The organism is Methylobacterium gregans, from assembly GCF_022179245.1.
In the GTDB taxonomy this organism is placed as follows: Bacteria; Pseudomonadota; Alphaproteobacteria; order Rhizobiales; family Beijerinckiaceae; genus Methylobacterium; species Methylobacterium gregans.
This window is the reverse complement of record NZ_BPQM01000125.1, coordinates 1-18816: the sequence shown is the minus strand read 5'-3', so window position 1 is coordinate 18816 and position 18816 is coordinate 1. Positions and strand designations below refer to the sequence as shown.

General features: G+C 73.2%; 20 protein-coding genes. 8 read left to right on the top strand and 12 right to left on the bottom strand.

Annotation, left to right across the window (positions count from 1 at the left end; all coding sequences use genetic code 11):
• Both MFF54_RS21795 and MFF54_RS21790 read right to left on the bottom strand, forming a co-directional pair.
• Nucleotides 1-738 (bottom strand): ABC transporter permease, encoded by a 738-nt coding sequence (locus MFF54_RS21795; RefSeq protein WP_238306360.1) that lies wholly within the window; start codon nt 736-738, stop codon nt 1-3.
• A 67-nt stretch (nt 739-805) separates the two neighbouring features.
• Nucleotides 806-1798 carry an ABC transporter substrate-binding protein gene (locus MFF54_RS21790; protein WP_238306359.1) on the bottom strand — a complete coding sequence of 331 codons (993 nt, stop codon included), beginning with the start codon at nt 1796-1798 and terminating at the stop codon, nt 806-808.
• A gap of 247 nt (nt 1799-2045) precedes the next feature.
• Between MFF54_RS21790 and MFF54_RS21785 the strand changes: the two genes are divergently transcribed.
• Complete coding sequence (locus MFF54_RS21785; protein WP_238306358.1) at nt 2046-2423, top strand: 4a-hydroxytetrahydrobiopterin dehydratase; 378 nt, start codon at nt 2046-2048, stop codon at nt 2421-2423.
• 39 nt (nt 2424-2462) lie between these two features.
• Here the strand turns inward: MFF54_RS21785 and MFF54_RS21780 are convergent, their stop codons facing one another.
• From MFF54_RS21780 to MFF54_RS21760, 5 genes are all read right to left on the bottom strand, one after another.
• The gene (locus MFF54_RS21780) at nt 2463-3443 is read right to left on the bottom strand and encodes an FAD:protein FMN transferase (protein WP_238306357.1); all 981 of its coding nucleotides are present in this window, start codon (nt 3441-3443) and stop codon (nt 2463-2465) included.
• Nucleotides 3440-5518 carry a 4Fe-4S binding protein gene (locus MFF54_RS21775; RefSeq protein ID WP_238306356.1) on the bottom strand — a complete coding sequence of 693 codons (2079 nt, stop codon included), beginning with the start codon at nt 5516-5518 and terminating at the stop codon, nt 3440-3442. The genes MFF54_RS21780 and MFF54_RS21775 overlap by 4 nt, the downstream gene beginning before the upstream one ends.
• Before the next feature lie 5 nt (nt 5519-5523).
• On the bottom strand, nt 5524-6528 hold the full coding sequence (locus tag MFF54_RS21770; RefSeq protein WP_238306355.1) for a PQQ-dependent catabolism-associated beta-propeller protein: 1005 nt from the start codon (nt 6526-6528) through the stop codon (nt 5524-5526).
• Complete coding sequence (gene pedA1, locus MFF54_RS21765) at nt 6525-7763, bottom strand: lanthanide ABC transporter ABC transporter substrate-binding protein PedA1 (RefSeq protein ID WP_238306354.1); 1239 nt, start codon at nt 7761-7763, stop codon at nt 6525-6527. The genes MFF54_RS21770 and pedA1 overlap by 4 nt, the downstream gene beginning before the upstream one ends.
• 161 nt (nt 7764-7924) lie before the next feature.
• Nucleotides 7925-8539: a c-type cytochrome, methanol metabolism-related gene (locus MFF54_RS21760; protein WP_238306353.1), complete on the bottom strand. Its 615-nt coding sequence runs from the start codon at nt 8537-8539 to the stop codon at nt 7925-7927.
• A gap of 194 nt (nt 8540-8733) precedes the next feature.
• On the opposite strand from MFF54_RS21760, the gene pedF reads away from it, so the two are divergent.
• Nucleotides 8734-9162, top strand: a complete 429-nt coding sequence (gene pedF, locus MFF54_RS21755) for a cytochrome c-550 PedF (RefSeq protein ID WP_238306352.1) — start codon at nt 8734-8736, stop codon at nt 9160-9162.
• A gap of 2 nt (nt 9163-9164) precedes the next feature.
• On the top strand, nt 9165-10031 hold the full coding sequence (locus MFF54_RS21750; protein ID WP_238306351.1) for a substrate-binding periplasmic protein: 867 nt from the start codon (nt 9165-9167) through the stop codon (nt 10029-10031).
• Nucleotides 10032-10194: 163 nt separating this feature from the next.
• Here MFF54_RS21750 and MFF54_RS21745 read toward each other — a convergent pair whose 3' ends face one another.
• Complete coding sequence (locus MFF54_RS21745; protein WP_238306350.1) at nt 10195-11505, bottom strand: KpsE/RkpR family capsule polysaccharide export protein; 1311 nt, start codon at nt 11503-11505, stop codon at nt 10195-10197.
• Nucleotides 11506-11702: 197 nt separating this feature from the next.
• Between MFF54_RS21745 and MFF54_RS21740 the strand changes: the two genes are divergently transcribed.
• From MFF54_RS21740 to fliP, 3 genes are all read left to right on the top strand, one after another.
• Nucleotides 11703-12161: a hypothetical protein gene (locus tag MFF54_RS21740; RefSeq protein ID WP_238306349.1), complete on the top strand. Its 459-nt coding sequence runs from the start codon at nt 11703-11705 to the stop codon at nt 12159-12161.
• Nucleotides 12158-13282: a lysylphosphatidylglycerol synthase domain-containing protein gene (locus tag MFF54_RS21735; protein ID WP_370880121.1), complete on the top strand. Its 1125-nt coding sequence runs from the start codon at nt 12158-12160 to the stop codon at nt 13280-13282. Before MFF54_RS21740 ends, MFF54_RS21735 begins: the two co-directional genes overlap by 4 nt.
• 86 nt (nt 13283-13368) lie before the next feature.
• The gene (gene fliP, locus MFF54_RS21730) at nt 13369-14079 is read left to right on the top strand and encodes a flagellar type III secretion system pore protein FliP (RefSeq protein WP_238306361.1); all 711 of its coding nucleotides are present in this window, start codon (nt 13369-13371) and stop codon (nt 14077-14079) included.
• A gap of 36 nt (nt 14080-14115) precedes the next feature.
• Here fliP and MFF54_RS21725 read toward each other — a convergent pair whose 3' ends face one another.
• From MFF54_RS21725 to MFF54_RS21715, 3 genes are read right to left on the bottom strand one after another with little or no spacing between them, the layout of a single operon-like run.
• Complete coding sequence (locus MFF54_RS21725; RefSeq protein WP_238306348.1) at nt 14116-15243, bottom strand: beta-ketoacyl-ACP synthase; 1128 nt, start codon at nt 15241-15243, stop codon at nt 14116-14118.
• Nucleotides 15244-15263: 20 nt separating this feature from the next.
• On the bottom strand, nt 15264-15758 hold the full coding sequence (locus MFF54_RS21720) for a 3-hydroxyacyl-ACP dehydratase FabZ family protein (protein WP_238306347.1): 495 nt from the start codon (nt 15756-15758) through the stop codon (nt 15264-15266).
• A 20-nt stretch (nt 15759-15778) separates the two neighbouring features.
• Nucleotides 15779-16087 (bottom strand): acyl carrier protein, encoded by a 309-nt coding sequence (locus MFF54_RS21715; RefSeq protein WP_066918869.1) that lies wholly within the window; start codon nt 16085-16087, stop codon nt 15779-15781.
• A gap of 279 nt (nt 16088-16366) precedes the next feature.
• On the opposite strand from MFF54_RS21715, the gene MFF54_RS21710 reads away from it, so the two are divergent.
• Nucleotides 16367-17491 carry an AI-2E family transporter gene (locus MFF54_RS21710; RefSeq protein WP_238306346.1) on the top strand — a complete coding sequence of 375 codons (1125 nt, stop codon included), beginning with the start codon at nt 16367-16369 and terminating at the stop codon, nt 17489-17491.
• 30 nt (nt 17492-17521) lie between these two features.
• Here MFF54_RS21710 and MFF54_RS21705 read toward each other — a convergent pair whose 3' ends face one another.
• The gene (locus MFF54_RS21705) at nt 17522-18166 is read right to left on the bottom strand and encodes a L,D-transpeptidase (protein WP_238306345.1); all 645 of its coding nucleotides are present in this window, start codon (nt 18164-18166) and stop codon (nt 17522-17524) included.
• 182 nt (nt 18167-18348) lie between these two features.
• Here MFF54_RS21705 and MFF54_RS21700 point away from each other — a divergent pair.
• The coding region (locus tag MFF54_RS21700; protein ID WP_238306344.1) for a VOC family protein at nt 18349-18816 on the top strand (468 nt) is incomplete at its 3' end.

Genomic DNA, 18816 nt, shown 5'->3' with positions numbered 1-18816 from the left:
CTATCGCCTCCGGCGGACATGGGCCTGGATCCGCTGCAGGACGAGGATATCGACCGCGATCATCACGCTCATGAAGACGATGCTGTAGCCGAGGATCGCCGCGACGTTCGTGCTCTGCACGAAGTAGAAGTTGATGGCGAAGCCGACCCCATCGGGGCGCCCGAGCAGCTCGATCACCAGGACGATCTTCCAGGCGAGCGAGAGGCCGGAGCGGGCGGCGGCCACCACGTAGGGCTGGAGCTGGGGCACCAGCACGTGGGCGATCCAGGTGCGGCGGTCGAAGCGGTAGGTGCGGGCCATCTCCTGGAGCCCTGGGTCGAGCTCGCGCGCGCCCTCGCGCAGGATGACGGCGACGTTCGGCAGCTTGTTGAGCACCACCGCCAGGATCGCCGCGCTCTCGGTGAGCCCGACCCAGATGTAGGCCAGCACCGTGATGACGAGGGCCGGCGTGTTGAGGAGCACGAGGAGCGGCGTGTCGAGCACGGCGTCGAGCGCCCGGATCCGCCCGAGCGCGACGCCGAGGAGCACGCCGAGGCTCATCGCGAGCGCGAAGGAGATCGCGACGCGCAGGAGCGTGACGCCGACATTGTGGAACAGGTCGCCGCGGGCCGCCTCCTGGGCGATGAACTCGGCGACCGCGAGCGGCGCCGGCAGCAGGCGCGAGCCGGCCTGCGCGGCCGCCGCCTGCCAGGCGCCGAGCAGCACCAGCACCGAGACGAGGCGCGCGAGAAGCGTCATGCGGCAGGCGTCGCCGATGGGATCACGGGAGGGTCATGCGTGGAGGTGCCCCGCCCGTCCGGCCCGCTCAGCCATTCCGGCCCCCGTCGAAGTAGAGCCCGGCCGGCAGGCTCTGCCCGCTGCCGACGACGCGCTCGCCGCCGAGCCGCTGCAGCACCGCGTAGAGCCGCTCGCCGTCCGCGCGCTCCTCCGCGATGGACCGGCGCGGGATGCCGGCCAGGAACTCGCGCTTCAGCGCCTCGAAGGTGGCCGCGTCCTCGGCCGTCATCAGGGGCCGCACGATTTCCCAGGTCGCGGCGTCGGAGGCCAGCATGTCCTTGGCGGCGCGCGAGGCGCGGGCGAAGCCCGCCACCAGCTCCGGCCGGCCCTCCACCGTGGCGCCCTCCACGAGGTAGCCGATCAGCGCGACGGAGCCCGTCGCCCCGAAGGCCCGCATGATGTCGTCGGCCCCGATCACCCGGCGGAAGCCCTTGGCCTCGAGCCGGGCGCAGTAGGTCCAGTAGGTGAGCGCGGCGTCGAGCGCGCCCTGCTCCAGCTTCAGGGTGATCAGGGGCGGCGCGCCGTAGGCGAGGTCCGCCCCCGATTCGAGGTCGAGCCCGGCCGCGTCCCGGGCCTGGGCCTTGAGCAGCAGCCAGTTCTTGTCGAGGGGGCCGCCCGCCACGCCGAGGCGCTTGCCGGCCAGATCCTTCAGGCCGCGGATGGAGCTTCCCTCCGGCACCATCACGGCCCCCTCGGTGGTGGAGTAGGGGATGAAGCGCAGCCGCCGGCCCTCGTTGCCGAGCCGGGCCGCCCAGAGCAGGTCGCCCACGATGGCGTCGACCTGGCCGCCCATGAAGGCGATGCGAGCCGCGTCGTTGCCGGCGAGCTTGACCACCTCGAGGCTGAAGCCGTTGGCCGTGTCGAGGCCGCGGGCCTTGATCACCGCCGCCTCCCAGGCGACCGTGCCGAAGGGCAGGCTGCCGAGGCGGAACACGGGGGTGCCCGCCCGGGCGGGCGAGACCGGACGCGCGGCCAGGGCAGCGAGCGCCGCGGCGGCGAGCAATCCGCGCCGTGACAGCATGGCGCCTTCTCCCTGGGTGTTCGCGGTTCTTCGAGGCCGGATCCCGCTCGCGAGCTTCGCGCGCGTGCGGCCCCCGGTGCCATTGCCAAAAAGTCATAGGGTGCTCGCCCCACCGCGTCCATCGGCAACGGGCCGGGAGGGGCAAAGGCGGGCGCCTGCGCCGCACCCCCGGCTTCAGCTGCGGCGCCGCCTTGCGCGCGAGGCGCGCCCGCGGCACGCTCGGGACAACGCAGCGGAGGAGCGGACGATGAGCGAGCGGCGCGAGGGAGCCCTGGACGACGCGACGATCGAGGCGCGGCTGAAGGCCGAGCTGCCGGCCTGGCGCTACGAGGACGGCTGGATCCGGCGCACCTACAAGACGGCGGGCTGGAAGAGCACGCTGATGGTGATCAACACGGTGGGCCACCTTGCCGAGGCCGCCTGGCACCACCCGGACCTCACCGCCTCCTACGCCTGGGTCGAGGTGCGGCTGATGAACCATGCCGCCAAGGGCATCACCGACAAGGATTTCGCGCTGGCCGCCAAGATCGAGGAGGTGGTGGGCTGGCAGCCCGGCGCCGAGGGCGGCCCGCTGGAGGGCACCCCGACCGACCCGCGCTTCGCGTATGTGAAGTACGACAAGTAGGGCATCCGCCGCCGCCGACGCGATTATCTCAACGCCGGCTCACGCCACCTTCGGGGTGAACCGCGCCGCGCAGCCCGGGTAGCGCGCGACGAGCGCCGCGCCCGCCGCCTCGCCGAGCACGAAGGCGGCGGTCGAGAGGGCGTCGGCCAGGAGCCCGCTCGGGGCCGTCACCGTCACGGCGGAGAGCGCCCGCGGCGAGGTGCCGGTGGCGGGATCGAAGATGTGGTGGTCGCGCCGGTCCGCCGAGAAGGCCGTGGCGTCGTCCCCCGAGGTCGCCGCGAAGCCCGTGAAGGGCGCGATCACCGCCGCGAGCGGATCGCCCCGGCGCGGGCCCGCGAGCCCGAGCCGCCAGGGCGCGCCGTCCGCGTGCGCGCCCTGCGCGCCGAACTCCCCCGTATCCACGAAGGCGTGCGCGATGCCCCGCGCCCGGAGCGCCGCCATCACCCGGTCGGCGGCGTAGCCCTGCAGCAGGCCGTTCAGGGTGAGCGCGGTACCGGGCCGCAGCCGGATTCCGGCCTCGGACAGGGCCACGGCGCGCCAGCCGACGCGCCCGAGCGTCTCCGCGAGCGCGGTCCGCGAGGGGCGCTCCCCCCGCGCAGCCGTCTCCGCCCAGAGGGTCCAGAGCGGCTGCACGGTCGGATCGAAGGCGCCCCCGCTCGCCGCCGCGAGGTCGAGGGCGAAGCGCAGCATCTCCGCGAGCAGCGGATCGGGGTCGGCGAGCCGGCCGTCCCGGTTGAGGCGGGCCAGCGCGCTGTCCGGCCGGTACAGGCTGCCCGCCGCCTCGACCGCGCGGATCGCCGCGAAGCCGTCGTGCAGGGCCGCCTCGATCACGGCGGCGTCGGCATGGACCAGGGTGAGCGAGACGGTCGTGCCGAAGGCGAGGCCGGCCCGGGTGGCCGTCCGCAGGCCCTGGGCCTGGGCCATCGCCCGGAAGGCCGCGGGCCCGGCCGCGAGCGCCGCCAGACCGCCGAGGCCGCCGAGCAGCAGGCGGCGGCGGGCGAGGGAAGGCCGGGTGCTCATGCGACCTCCGCGAGCGTGGCGGGACGGGTGTGGGCGGCCTGGCGGCGCCGCGCCAGGACCTGCGGCACGCACTGCCCCGGGTCGTGCACGATGGTGACGCAGTCCATGCACTGGAAGCACTCGGGATAATCGACCCGGCCCCGCGCATCGATCGCGCCGTAGCGGCAGCGCACCCGGCAGAGCTGGCAGGGGCTGCCGCATTCCGGCCGGCGCGGGATCCAGTCGAGGAGGCGCAGCCGCCCGAGCACGGCCAGCGCCGCTCCGAGCGGGCAGAGGTAGCGGCAGAAGCCCTTGTAGACGAAGAGGTTGAGGACGATCAGCCCGGCCCCGTAGAGGACGAAGGGGAGGCTGCGCCAGAAGTACAGGGTGATCGCCGTCTTGAAGGGCTCGACCTCCGCGAGGCTGTCGGTCGCGGGCAAGCCCAGGGCGGCGGTCACCAGGATCGCGGCCAGCACCCCGTATTTCAGGTTCCTCAAGTGCCGGTCGAGGCGCGGCGGCACGGTGATCTGGCGGATGCGCAAGGGGGCAGCCAAGCGCGCAGCCAATTCCTGCAGGGCGCCGAACGGGCAGAGCCAGCCGCAGAAGGTGCCCCGCCCCCAGACGAGGAGCGTGGCGAGCACGAAGCCCCAGAGCAGCAGCGAGGGCGGGTCGTAGAGCAGGAAGGCGAGGTCGCCCCGGCCTGAGGCGGCCCGCGCCAGCCCGGCGAGCGTCACCACCGAGAGTTGCGCCTGCGCGTACCAGCCGATGAAGCCGAGGGTGAAGGCCAGATAGGCCAGCCGGAAGCGCCCGAAGGGCCGGGCCCGGGCCACGAGCCCGCGCTGGCGCGCCAGGACCGGGACCAGAAGCGCCAAGGCCGCCGCGATGACGCCGAGTTCCGGCGCCCGCGCCCGCCAGCCGTCGCTCCAGTGCGGGCCGGTATCGGGCGCCTGCCGCACGAACAGGTCCGGCGGCAGCCGGTAGGCGACCTCGACCTCGCGGGTGACCGTCTCGGGGAGGATCTGGCCGCGCTGGCGGGCTAGCCGGAGGACGAGCGTCCAGGGGGCGGAAGGGTCGAAGCCCGCCGCCTCGCCGATGCGCAGGAGGGTCCAGGGGCCGGGCGGCAGGGAGGGGGCGAGGTCGCGCCGCTCCCAGGCCATGTCGCGGGCGGCGAGCGCGAGGCCGCCCTGCTGGACGCCGAGCCGCTCGGGGATCGAGCCGAGCACGAAGTCGTCGGGGATCGGGCTCCAGCGGCCGGCGCTCGCCACCAGCACGGCGTGGTCGCCCGCGAGCTCCCGCATCAGCCGCCCGTAGGCCGCCTCCCCCAGGACCGCGCGGCCGATCGTCGGTACGTTGAGATAGGCGATCCTGAGATCCGCGAAGGGCTCCTCTCCCGGGTCGGCCCCTTCGAGGCCGGTGCCCGCGAAGGCCCGGTCGGCCGCCTCCTGGGACAGGGTGAAGCGCAGGAGCCAGCCGCGGCGCTCCAGCTCCGCGACGTCGAGCGCCTCGGCCTCGGGCCGCGGCTCGACCTTCAGGCCGACCGCGCCGGCCCCGAAGCCCAGCTTGGCCCGGGCGACCGCGAGGGCGGCGGAGAGCATCGTCTCGTTGATCACCCGGGTCGAGGCGGTGGCCATGCTGATGCCGTCGACCGTGGTCTGGGGCGGGGCGCCGCCCGCCCGCGCGTTCGGCCGCCCGACCCGGATCGCCCGCCGGGCCGAGAGCCCGACATACTGCTCGACGAAGGCGAAGAGCGGCTCCGAGCCGAGCCCTTCGAGGAAGACCGGCTCGTGGTGGGTGAGCACCCGCGCGTCCCGGAAGGTGCCGTCGGGCGCCAGCGCGATCAGGAGGTTGGGCGCGACGCCGCCGAAGCCCGGGATCGCCGCGAAGTCGATCGACTCGAAGGCGTAGGCGAAGAGTTCGTAGGCGCCCGCCTCCTGCTTCAGGATCGGCCAGACGGGGAGCTTGTCGTCGCGCTCGCCGACGACGAGCGGGGCGGGGAAGTGCCGCTCGATGCCGGCGCGGTCGAGGCTGCCGGCGCGGGCGGGGGCGGATGCGAGGAGGGTGAGGAGGAGGGCGAGGAAGGCCGCGGCGAGGCGCACCGCTCTCACTCCCCGCCCCCGGCGGTCCGCCCCTCAGGGGGCGCGGCGCCCGGCTTGGGCCGCACCGCCGCGCCCCAGGGATAGCGCCCGACCTTCACGCTGCGCACGGCCTTGAGCGCGGCAGCGTCGATCACCGTGACGTCGCCCGAGACGCCGTTGGTGGTGACGAGCTCCCGCCCGCCCGGCAGCATCGCCACGTGCCAGACCCGGCGCCCGACCAGGATGTAGGCCGTGACCTTGCGGCTGCGCGTGTCGACCACCGCGACCCGGTCCGAGGGCCCGAGCGCCACGAAGGCGGTGGCGCCGTCCTCCGTGAGGGTGATGCCGACCGGCTGGATGCGGTCGGCCGAGATCCCCTTGATCGCGAACTCGATCGTCTCGACCACCTGGCGCGTCGCCACGTCGATCACCGCGACCGTGCCGCCGATCTCGGAGGAGACCCAGAGCGTCCGGCCGTCGCGGGTGAACTCGGCGTGGCGCGGGCGCTGGCCGACGGGGGTCGCGTCGATCGCCTGCAGCGTCCTGGTGTCGATCCAGTGCACCATGTTGGTGGTCTCGGAGGTCGTCACCGCGAGGCTGCCGTCCGGGCTCACCGCCATGCCCTCGGGCTCGATGCCAACGTCGATCTGGGCGAGCACCTTGCGCGCCTCGGCGTCGACCACCGTCGTGGTGGCGTTGTTCTCGTTGGCGATGAACAGGGTGCGGCCGTCCGGGGCCAGCGCGAACTGCTCCGGGTCCTCGCCCGAGGGCAGGTCGTGCAGGAGCTTGCCCGTGTCGGGGTCGATCACCTGCACGGCATCCGAATCGCTCGCGCAGACGTAGAGGCGGCGCCCGTCCGGCGAGAAGGTGAGGCCGCGCGGGCGCCGGCCGACCGCGAAGGTGCGGGTCACGCTCCAGTCGCGGCTGTCGATCACCGAGACGGTGTTGTCGCGCTCGTTCGAGACGAAGATCTCCTCGGCCTGCGCGGCGCCGGTGAGGAGAGCGAGGGCGAGCAGCGTAGGGCGGATCATCGGGAGCCTCCGAAGGCGCGGCAGGCGCTCTCGGGCGCGTCGAGCCCGAGCGTGTCGAGTTCGGTGCGCCGGTGCAGGAAGCCCTCGACGGGGGCGGCGGCCACCACGGCGCCGGGCCAGAGCACGAAGACCGGCTGGCGCAACTGCCCGTTCCAGGCGCGGAAGCTCAGCGGCCGCCCCTTGAAGCCGCCGACCTCGAAGGTCTCGGACAGGAGCAGGCGGCGCACCGCCTCCGGGTCGGCAGATCTGAGCTGCGTCGCCGCCTCCGTCACCGCGTGCACCGCCATCCAGCCGGCCCAATCGACCGGTCCCATCGGGCGGTGCGCCAGCTTGGCGAAGCGCTCCTGCAGCTGCACGGCGGCCCAGGCCTCGACTGGGCGTCCCCAGGCGGCGGGGCTCAGCCCCTGCGTGCCGACGACGGGGCGGGGCGAGGCCGTGTTGTAGACGAGGTTCGGCCCGAACTCGCCGGCCTCGTCGGCGACCGCGACGACGTCGTGCTCGGGACCGCGGGTGACGAGGGCGAACTCGCGCAGCGCCGAGTCGCGCAGGTCCGCCCCGCGGGCGTCGAAGGTCGATTCCGCCACGATCCGCGCCCCGAACTTGCGAGCGCTGCGGCGCAGAGCCTCGGCGTAGGCCGCGTCGCCGGCGCTCGGCCCCTGCACCAGCAGGATCCGGGTCCAGCGCTTGAAGGCCAGGAGCTGCACCAGCGCGTCGGCCAGCATGTCGCGGGACGGCAGCACGTGCAGCAGCCGGGCCCGGCATTCGCGGTCGCGCAAGGCGACGTCCGGCGCGCCGACGTTGAGCAGCACCGCGTCGCGGGTCTCCGGCATGTCGGCGAGCGCCAGGAGGTCGGCCTCCGGCGCGTTGACCACGAGGAAACGGGCGCCCTCCCCGTCCGAGACCGCGGCGCGCAGGTCGGCCCCCGGCTCGACCACGCTGGTCTTCAGGCTGAAGCGCAGGCCGACGAAGCGGCCGGTGGCGTTGCCGTCGGCGAGACCGAGCTGCGCCCCGGCGCGCCCCGCGTCGTCCGGCACCGGCGGCTCGTTGTTGAGGGGCTTGGGCCGCTCGACCCGGCGCTCGATGTAGTGGATCGCGAGCGCGGGCTGCTGCGCCGGGGCGGCGCGCGGCGGCGGGGCGGCCACGGCGGACAGTCCGACGAGACCCGCCGCAAGGACGAGGCGGACGAGGAGCCGTCCGCTCGGGCCGTCACGCCGCTGGCTCCGCCCCCGCCGCATCCGGCCCCGTCCCCGCCCGTGTCTCCGCGCTCCGGCGTCTCGTTGGCCGGGACGATACGGAGGCGGGCGCGGGCGCGGATATAGGACCAAGGTGCAAGGGTGGGCGCGCACCGGGCGGCCGCGCACCCTGGGCCCTCACCCCGGCCGATCACCCCGGTCGATCACCCCATGCAGCTGTCCTCCGCCTTCGTGAAGGCGGCGGGCTTCGGCTCGTGCTCCGCGGGGCGGTTTCGGCCCAGGGCGCCCTCGGCGCGGGCGCGCAGGTAGGTGTAGATGTCGGGCAGGTAGCAGGTGACGTTCCGGTTGTCGCCGAAGGCCGGCATCACGAGCTCCTGCGCGGCGCTCACGTCCCGCTTGCCGCCCACCACGATGCCGGCGAAGTGCGCGTAGTCCATGCCCTTGAGGGCGTCGACCAGCGAGGGCGCGTAGGTCGAGCCCAGCCCGTCCGGCCCGTGGCAGGCCAGGCAGTTGGCGCTGTACCTGACGTAGCCGGACATCGTGTACCAATCGACCTTCCGCCCGCCCTCGGTGACCCGGTAGGTCGGGTCGCCGTTCCGGTCGGTGTACTGCCCGTCCTGCAGCTTGGCCGGCTGGGTCGGGCCGAGGCTGTGCAGGTCGGCCGCGGTACCGGAGTTCGCCTGCTGGCCCGTCTCCTTGGCCGTCTCCTTGGCCGCCAGCTCCGGCGGGCTCGCCGCCAGAGCTGCGCCACGGGCGGCGAGGCCCGCGACGAGGCCCGCCGAAAGGCCGATCCTCAGGGAACGCGTGAGGGTGCGCATGTCGTCCTCCCTGTCCGACGCCGCGCCGGACGAGGGCCGGATCGCGCGTCGGCGGGACAACGCGGTCCCAGGATAGGAATTGATGGCCGCGGCCATCACATTGTCGTGCCTGGTCGGGCATGGGCCGTACCAAAGCACAATGGGGCTCCCCGCCGGCACTTGCTAACCGTTCCAGCCAAGAACGGGAGGAACGGATGCGGAGAGGTGGAACGCTGGCGCGGGCCGGGCTGCTGGCCCTGGGTCTCGCCCTGACGGCGGGGGGCGCCCTCGGCCACGGCGACGTGCAGCCCCAGCCCGTCGACACCGCCGGGCTCGAGCCGCTCGGCTCCGAGTGGAAGGCCGAGAACCCCTACCGGGGCAACCAGAAGGCGGTCGCGGTCGGCGATTCCGGCTACAACCAGAACTGCGCCCGCTGCCACGGCCTGCAGCTGGTCTCGGGCGGGCTGGCCCCCGACCTGCGCTACCTGCCGACCGGCAAGGAGGGCGACGAGTACTTCGTCGAGCGCATGAAGCACGGGGCGGTCATCAACGGCGTGACCAAGATGCCGGCCTTCGACGGCATCCTCTCGCAGGAAGCCATGTGGGCGATCCGCACCTACATCGAAGCCAAGCACGAAGAGTAGCGATGGCGCTCACGCGACGCGCGGTGCTGGCGGGGCTCGGCGGCCTCGCCGCACTCCCCGCCTCCGGCCCGGTCTCGGCCCGGCCCCTCGACGAGGTCACGGCCTCGGGCACGCTCCGGGTCGCGCTCTACGCCGAGAACGCGCCCTTCTCGGAGCTGCGCGCGGGCAAACCCGTCGGCATCGACGTGGAGGTGGCGGAGGCGGTGGCCAAGGCGCTGAAGGTCCGGCTCGACCTGCGCCTCGTCGATGCGGGCGAGAACGTCGACGGCGATTTCCGGCTGAACCTCTGGCGCGGCGACCTCGCAGGGAGTTCGCTCGCCGACTTGATGCTGCACGTGCCGAACGACAAGATGCTGGGCTTGCGCAACGAGCAGGTCTTCCTGGTGCGGCCCTACTTCGCCCAGCGCCTCGCCTTCGCGTGGCGGCGCGGGGCGCTGGAAGGCTTCGAGAGCTTCTCCGACATCGGCGAGCACGCGGTCGCGGTCGAGGGGGCGAGCGCCTCCGACATGCAGCTGCTCACCGCCGAGGGCGGGCGCTACCGCCAGAACCTGAAGCACTTCCGCAACCAGGAGGAGGCGGCGCGCGCCTTCCTGGCGGGCGAGGCCCCGATCCTGGCCGGCACCCGGGCAGGCATCGAGGGCGCGCTGTTCGCGGCCGGTGAGGCGGGGCGCGACGACGTCGCGCTGACCGAGATCGCGCTCGGCGGCCTCGTGAAGTCGCGCTGGGACCTCGGCGGGGCGGTGCGCACCGACTCGCGCGATCTCGCCTACGCGGTCGGCGACGCGCTGGCCGCCCTCATCGAGAGCGGCGGCCTCAAGGCGATCTGCGCCCGCTACGGCGTCACGGACAGCCCGCCGAGCGGGTTCTGAGGGAAGTCTTCCCGTCGCGCAAGGCTGGGCGGATCCAGGTATCTCGGGCTCTCCGCGCGCCCTCCCTCCCCCGCCGAGGGGAGAGATACCCATCGCGCCGACCGATACCGGATGCGTGAGGCCTGCAGGCGCGGAGAGAGGCGCGGGGAGCGGATACCGTCCCTCAGATCCGCTGGTCGCGGATGCCGCTGAGGATCAGCGAGAACGAGCAGAACACCAGCACGCAGCAGAAGAAGGCCACGAACAGGGCATGTCCCCGGTGCGGGTAGAGGCTGTCGGTCGGCAGCACCGGCTGCTCGATCACGGCCAGGAAGATGTGCTGCTTGCCCGCCGAGACCCGGGCGCGGTCGAGCATGTTGCTGGCCGATTCGTGCAGCTTCTCGGCGATGGTGCGCTCCACCATCAGGCCCTCGTATTCCAGCAGGGCGTTGGCCATGGTCGGCGAGCCATCCTGGCCGAGCCCGTCGCGGGTGAGCTGGGCCTGCAGGTCCTTCATCTGCTGGTCGATCGCCGCCACGTTGGCCACCAGCACCTGGATCGAGCGCGACTTCTCATCGAGGTTCGAGGCCCGCAGCACCTGGAGGTCGTTCTCGGCCTTGATCTTGTCCCGCCGCAGGGTGAGCATCGTCGTCATGGTCGATTCCGCCGCCTTGAGCGGATCGATGATGCCCCAGCTGTTGCGGAAGCGCTGGAGGGCGAGATGCGCGGTGCGCAGCCGCTCCTGCGCGGCCTCGGCGTCCTTCTGGGCCTGGACCAGCATGTCGGCCTGGGCCCGGCTCGAGATCTCGTTGATCAGGCGCTCGGCGCGCGTGATGACCTCCTGCGCGATGGTGAGCGAGTCCTGCGGGGTGAAGGTCCGCACCGAGAGCCGGATCACGCCCGAGATCGCGTCGATATGCGCGTCGACCTGCCGGCGCCAGTACTTGGTCAGCTCCTCGACCGGCTGCGGATCGCTGTAGCGGGCCCAGAAGTCGGCCTCGCCGCGCGAGAAGATCTTGGAGAGGCCGACGCTCTTCTCCATCGCCGAGACCAGGGTCTGGCTGCGGATGAAGTCGCGGACGATGTAGCTGTCCTGGCTGTTGTGCTTCTGGATCAGCGCGGCGAACTCGCCGAGGTTCGAGTGCTCCATCGGCTCGACGTTGCCGCGCACCGCGAACTTCGCCTCGGCGATGTACTGGTTCGAGGCGATGGCGAAGAGGTAGAAGCCGATCACCGCGGTGGGGAGCGCCACGAACAGGCCGAAGCGCCGCAGCAGCATGCGGGTGTAGCTGACGGGACGCGTGTCCGGCGGCCTGAGGCCCGGCAGGCGCGTCCAGGCGAGGCGCTCGCGCGCCCGCTGCACGAGGGCGCGGCCGCGCTCGGCCGGGATCGGCTCGATCGTCTCCGCGCCGCGGCGCAGCTCCGTCAGCGAGCGCTGCGCGAAATCCACGAGTCCGCGGATCCGCTCGCCCTGCTTGACCTCGTCGACGCTCATGCCGGTGATGTGTCCTGGTGCCGCCTCGGTGGTCCGGCGCGGGTGGGCGCCGCCGCGATCGTCCGATCCGGGAAGTCCTGCGCTTTTCGGCCCTTTTTAAGGCGTGAGGCCTGTCCGGGGCTGACCATGCGCGGGCTCGGAGGGACAGGCGCAGTGATAGCGCAGGGGCGGGCGCCTGGGCAGCGGCGACGTGGCCGTTGCACGCCGCCCGCCCCGCGCAGTACCCCGGCGCGATGCACGAGAGCACCCCACGCGAGACCCTCCCTCCCGAAGTTCGGACCTCCGAGGTCCGGACCGCCAAGGCCAAGTTCGCCGAGGTGCTGCTGGTCTGCCGCAAATGCGCCAAGCGCCAGGGTCTCACCAAGGGTCAGGCGCGGGCGCTCGCCAAAGCCGGCTTCCGCGCGACGCATCCGGGACTCGAGGGGAAGAAGGCCCTCAAGCCCCGGATCGTGGAGTGCGGTTGCCTCGGGCCCTGTCCGAAGCGGATGCTGGCGGTCGCCACCGGCGCCAGCGCGGCGGCCGGACGCGTGCTGCTCCTCGATCCGCGGGACCCGGCCGCCGCCTTTCCGGCGTTCGGCCCCGATTTCGGCCCCAATGGGAAGCTAGGCGCCCGTCCGGGGGACGCGTCCGCGACGGATCGCGGCGCCCCCGCGTGAGCGAGCGCCGCAGTGACCTCCTCCCCGAGATTGCCGGGCCGCGCCGCGCGGCCGCGCCGGACCGTACCGTGACCGCCGCCGCCCGACAGGGGCTCGGCCGCGCCCTGCTGCGCCGCCTGCCGCTCATCGGCACGCTGGCGGGCCTCGGCCTCGCCGCCTGGCTGGTGGCGACGAACGATCTCGCGGCGATCGGGGCCGCCTTCGCGCGCATCGGCATCCCCGGGCTCGCCGGCATCGTGCTGGTGCGGGCCCTCATCGTGTTCCTGTGCGGGCTCGCCTGGGCGCGCATCCTCGACGGCCTCACCCCGCTCGGCATCGGCCCCTTCGTGGTGCTGCGCTACGTGCGCGAGGGCATCAACGTGCTCCTGCCCGTCGCCTCGATCGGCGGCGATGTGCTGGGCGGGCGCCTCCTCACCTTCTGGGGCGTGACGGGGGCGCTGGCCGCCGCCTCGATCCTCGCCGACATGCTGATCCAGGTCGGCACCCAGGCGCTCTTCGCCGGAATCGGCGCCGCGCTCCTCTCCCGCATGGAGGGCGATGCGGCGGCCGACCTCGCCCGCTGGATGCTCAGGGCGCTCGCCGTCGCAGCACTCGTGCTCGCCGCCTTCTTCGCCGTGCAGCGCACAGGCGCCGCCCGCTTCGTCGAGGGGAAGATCGCCGGCCTCTCCCGCCGCTTCGTGCGCGAGGCGGAGCCGCGCCGGGACGGGCAGGGAAGCGTTCAGGCGGCCCTCGACGCGGTCTGGCACGGCGGGCGCCGGGGCCGGCTCGCCGAGTCCGTCGCGCTGCACCTCGCGGCCTGGACGCTGGGCGCGGCCGAGATCTGGATCGCGCTGGCCTGCATCGGCGTCGAGGCGAGCCTCGCCGAGGTGGTGGTGATCGAGGCGCTGAGCCAGGCGATCAAGTCGGCGGCCTTCCCCGTGCCGAGCGGTCTCGGTGTGCAGGAGGGCGGCTTCGTGGTGGTCTGCGCCCTGTTCGGCATCGACGCGCACACGGCGATCGCGCTCTCCCTGGCCAAGCGCGTGCCGGACGTGGCGCTGGGCCTGCCCGCGCTCCTGGTCTGGCAGAACATCGAGGCGCGCCGCGCGAGCGTGCGGCCTCCGGGGGCGGACGGACGCGCATGATACCCCGCATGATCCGGGAGACAGGCTTGTCGCGCAGGCGCTCGGGCGCGGGGCCGCGCGCCGCCGACCCGGCCCTCGCCGGCCCGATGGTCGCCCTGTTCCTCGCCGTCCTCTGGGCCGCGCCCGCCGCCGCGCAGAGCGTGACGGTCGATCTCGGCTCCGGCGGCGTCACCGAGCGGGCCCTGCAACTCGTCGCGCTGATCACGGTGCTGGCGCTCGCGCCCTCGGTGCTGGTGATGGCCACCGCCTTCACCCGGATCGTGGTGGTGCTCTCGCTCCTGCGCTCGGCGCTCGGGACCCAGACCGCCCCGCCGACCGCGGTGATCATCAGCCTCGCACTCTTCCTCACCGCCTTCGTGATGGCGCCGACCGGCCGCGAGGCCTACCGCGCCGGCATCGAGCCGCTGATCGCCGGCCAGATCACGCAAGGACAGGCCTTCGAGCGGGCATCCGCGCCGTTCAAGACCTTCATGCTGAAGAACGTGCGCGAGAAGGACCTGAAGCTCTTCCTCGACATCGCCAAGGCTCCGGTGCCGGCCGGGCCGGAGCAGGTCGGCCTGGAGATCGTCACGCCCGCCTTCATGATCTCGGAGCTGCGCCGGGCCTTCGAGATCGGCTTCCTCCTGTTCATCCCCTTCCTGATCATCGACCTCGTGGTGGCCTCGGTCCTGATGGCGGTGGGCATGATGATGGTGCCGCCGGCGAGCGTGGCGCTGCCGTTCAAGCTGATCTTCTTCGTGCTGGTCGACGGCTGGGGGCTTGTGGCCGGCTCGCTGGTGCAGAGCTACGGTGGATAGGGCGGCGCCAGGGCCGCGCTTGTCGCGCGGCGCCGTCTACGCCGCCAGCACCCGCATCACGCCCTCGCCGCGGCGGTGGCCGACCGTCGTCACCGCGACCTCCCGCAGCCCGCGCTCCGCCACCAGGGCTGCGGCGAGCGCTGCCCCGAAGGGCGCCACGACCTCGAGCCCGTGGCCGACGAGGTCGCCCAGCGCGTGGACCGGGACGCCGGGCGCGAGGCGGGTGAGCGCCCCGGCCTCCTCGGCGGTGACCGGGGCGACGCCGGCGGCGCCCGAGACCACCGCGTCCGGGCCCGCGATCCCGGCCGCCGACCAGAGGCCGGCAAGGCTCGCCCCTACCCGGCCGGGCTCACGCCGGGTCAGGTCGCTCGCCACCGGCGCGAGGCGGGCGAGCGCCCGGGCACCGCGGGCGGCGGCGCTCGCGGCGGATTCGAGCAGCAGGAAGGCCGCGCAACTGCCGAGGACGAAGCCCGGCGCCTCGGCGCGGGCGAAGACCGGGGCGTAGCCGCCGCGGCGCAGGTAGCCGCCCATCTCGTGGATGACCATCACGTCGGGGCGCTCGGCGTTGTAGGAGCCGCCGACCAGCACCGCGTCGATCTGGCCCGCCGCCACCCGCGCCGCGCCGATCCGCAGGGCGTCCACGCCGGAGGATTCCTCGCCCATGAAGGTGCGGGACGCGCCCGTGACCCCGTGCACGATGGCGATGTTGCCGGCGAGCAGGTTCGAGAGCTGGGCCAGGAACAGGGTCGGGCGCAGGTCGTTCTGCAGCCGCTCGTTGAGGTAGGCGCCCGGGTCCGCGGCCTCGCGCAGGCCCGTGAGGATCGCTCCGTCGACCGCGTAGTCGCGCTCGCCGCCGCCCGCCGAAACCACGAGGTGGAGGCCCTGCTTGAAGGCCGCATCGTCCTTCACGCCGGCCGCGTCGAGGGCGAGGCCCGCCGCGTAGACGCCGAGGCGCTGCCACGCCTCCATCTGGCGCTGGTCGGACTTCTTCGGGATCTGCCCGTCCCAGGCGATGGCGGGGGCCGGGTGGACCGCGTAGGGCGCGAAGCGCTCCGTGTCGGTGGCGGGCGCCGTGCCGGCCTCCAGGGCGGCGAGATGCGCGGCCACCCCCTCCCCCCGGCAGGAGACGAGGCCGAGGCCGGTGACGACGACGTCACGGGTCATCTGGCGTGTCGTCCGGAGGGTCATGGGCGCGGCTCGCTCGGGCCGGCATCGACCGGGCCGGGCGCGTCGGTCAGGCCGATCTCTCTCGCGCGCGCGCGCATCAGCCCGTCGAGCGCCTCGGGGAATGGCATGGTACGGAAGCGCAGCTCCGCGTCGGCGAGCGCCTTGTCCCCGTGCCGGATCGAGGCCTTGGTGACGGCGTAACCCGAGCCGTCATGGACGAGGCTCGCCGCGACGATGAGCTCGGCGCCCGGGCCGACGAAGGAGCGGAAGCGTGCCTTGTCGACCGCCATCAGGAACGGCATCAGCGCGAAGTCGAGATGGGCGAGCACGAGATACCCGGAGGCCTGCGCCATGGTCTCGGTGAGCAGCACGCCCGGTACCAGCGGGTAGCCCGGGAAATGCCCCTCGAAAACGGGGCTGGCGTCCGGCACCCGCGCCAGCGCCTCGATCCGCCCCGCCGCCCGGTCGAGCAGCCGCACGGAATCGATCATCTCGAAATATTCGAGGCGCATGGCGGTCTATTCGCTGCGTATCAGGCCTTGGCGGCCTTCTCGGCCACCAGCGCGTCGATGCGGGCGCAGAGGTTCTTCAGCACGAAGTACTCCTCGGCCGGGACCTTGCCCTCGTTGACCTCCTGGGTCCAGCGCTCCAGCGGCAGCTTGATCCCGAAGGCCTTGTCGACCGCGAAGGCGATGTCGAGGAAGGCGAGGCTGTCGATGCCGAGATCGTCGATGGCGTGGCTCTCGGGCGTGATCTTCTCGCGCGGGATGTCGGCGGTCTCGGCGATGATGTCGGCCACGCGCTCGAAGGTGGCCGTGCTGCCGTTCTGGGGCTCAGACATGCGTTCTCGCCGATTCAGTCAGGTGTTCTGCATCGCGCGGGACCTCGCGGGACCGATGGGCGACGCCGCCCCCGCGCTCGTCCCCGCCTGCCCAAGCCAACGCGTTGCGGGGCCGCGCCCGGGCCCCTTCGGATGGGCGCGACCTCTACACGAGGGGTTCCGGAGGGGCAACCGTGTCGGTTTCGTGAAGATTCCGCGGGATGTTTCGGCAGCGCGGGCGATACCGGAGGCGGCCTCCCGTCCTAAATCCTCAGCGTGTGGCGTTCGGAGGGATGTGCGATGGACTCGAAGGTGATCGCCCGGCCCGGGACTGATCCCGTCGCGCGCGATCCCGGTGCCGCGGCGCCGACGCGGAGCCCGCGCGCGCAAGGGGTCGCCCGCACCGGCCTCGTCCTGGTGCTCGCGGGTCTCGGTCTCTGGATCCTGCACGGCTTCCTGCCGGCGCTCGCCTGGGCCGTGGTCCTGGTGATCGCGCTCGGGCCGCTCTACGACCGCGCCGAGCGCGGCCTGCCCCGCGACCGGCACAACATCTTGCTGCCGGGGCTCGCCACCCTGCTGGTCGCCCTGGTCATCCTGGGGCCCCTGGTGGTCCTCGGCATCGAGGCCGCGCGCGAGGCCCACGACGTCCTGGACTTCGTCCGCTCCGCCGAGCGCCAGGGGATTCCGGCGCCCGAGTTCCTGAACCACCTGCCCTTCGGCGCCGCCCAGGCCTCGGCCTGGTGGGGCCGGACCTTCGGGCACCCCGAGGCGGCCTCGGAGCTCCTGCACCGCATCGACAACGGCCGGGTGCTGGGCGTCTCGCGCAATCTCGGGCGCGAGGTGGTGCACCGCGCGGTGCTGTTCGGCTTCAGCCTGCTCGCCCTGTTCTTCCTGTTCCGGGAGCGCGACGCGGTGCGCGACCAGGCGCTCACCGCCTGCAACCGCCTGTTCGGGCCGCGCGGCGAGCGGGTGGCCCGGCAGATGGTGGCCTCGGTGCACGGCACGGTGGACGGTCTCGTGCTGGTGGGCCTCGGCGAGGGCGTGCTGCTGGGGATCGTCTACCACTTCGCGGGTGTGCCGCACCCGGTGCTGCTGGGGGCGCTCACCGCACTCGCCGCGATGATCCCGTTCGGGGCGCCCGTCGCCTTCGGGCTGGCGGCCGTGCTGCTGCTCGCCCAGGGCCAGACCGTGCCGGCCCTCGTCGTGGTCGCTTCGGGCTTCGTGGTCACCTTCGTGGCCGACCACTTCGTGCGGCCCGTCCTGATCGGCGGCACGACGAAGCTGCCCTTCCTCTGGGTGCTTCTCGGGATCCTGGGCGGCGTCGAGACCTTCGGCCTGCTCGGCCTGTTCCTCGGGCCCGCCGTGATGGCGGCCCTGGTGCTGCTGTGGCGGGACTTCACCGCGGGGGCGGAGCGGGCAGGATAGACCGGCGGTCCGTGGCCGGACCGTGTTCCTCTACACCCGGTACCGGCCGTTGCGCTTCACCAGCACCCGCGTGCCCACCGGCACCCGCTCGTAGAGGTCGGCGATGTCCTCGTTGAGCATGCGCACGCAGCCCGACGACATCTGCTCGCCGATGCTCCAGGGCTCGTTGGTGCCGTGCAGGCGGAACAGCGTGTCGCGGTTGCCCTGGTAGAGGTAGAGGGCGCGCGCGCCGAGCGGGTTGTCGACGCCGCCCTTGAGCGTGCGCGGCAGGTCGGGGTTGAGCGAGACCATCGTTGTGGTCGGGCTCCAGTCCGGCCAGACGCCCTTGCGGCCGACCCGGGCCTCGCCCTTCCACGAGAAGCCGAGCTTGCCCACGCCGATCCCGTACTGGATCGCCGTGCCCTCGGCCTGGACCAGGGTGAGCTGGCGGTTGTCGATATCGACCACGATGGTGCCGGGCGCCTCGAGACCGGTGTAGCGCACGACCTGGCGGCGGTATTTCGGGTCGAGCCGGCCGGTATCGACCAGCGGGATGTCGTGCGGCTTGTCGGGCTTGGTGCCGATGTACCACGCGGCTTCCTCGTCGGTCGCGGCGAGCTGCGCGGGGCCGCGGCTCTGGCAGGCAGCGAGCGGCGCGACCGCGAGGGCGGCAAGGAAAGTCCGGCGGGCGAGCATGGGTTTATACCTTGCGGGCTTCGTCGTGGAGGCCCTGACTAGCCCCTCCGTCCGGCCCGGGATGTAGCTTTTGCGCCGCACGCGGACGTGAAGCGGCCACCGAAACAGCGCGGCGCCGGCCCGAAGACTGATCCCGCGGGCCGCCCTATCTCGTCCCGCGAGACCTGTTCTGGAGCCGTCCGATGCCCGTGACCGAGATCCTTCCGGAGAGCGCTTCGCCCCAGATCGAGGGCGAACCGGCATCAGCCGTTCCCGAGATTCCGACCCGGCCGGCGGTCCATCTCGACCATTGCGTGATCCACGTCTCGGACTGGGCGCGCTCCACCGCCTTCTACCACGACGTGCTCGGCGCCGAGGTGATCGAGCGGGGGGCCGGCTTCGCCTACCGCTTCGGCGGGGTGCAGCTGAACTGCCACGGCCCGGGCGTCGTGGCCGAGCCGCTCGCCGCGAAGCCGGTCCTGCCCGGCAACAGCGATCTCTGCTTCCGCTGGCCGGGCACGCTGGAGGAGGCGATGGCCCATCTCCACCGCCACGGCGTCAGCGTGGAGCGCGGGCCGGTAGAGCGCAACGGCGCCGCGGGGCCCGGCATCAGCGTCTATTTCCGAGACCCGGACGGCTCGCTGATGAACTCCATCAGCGAGCCGTCCGGG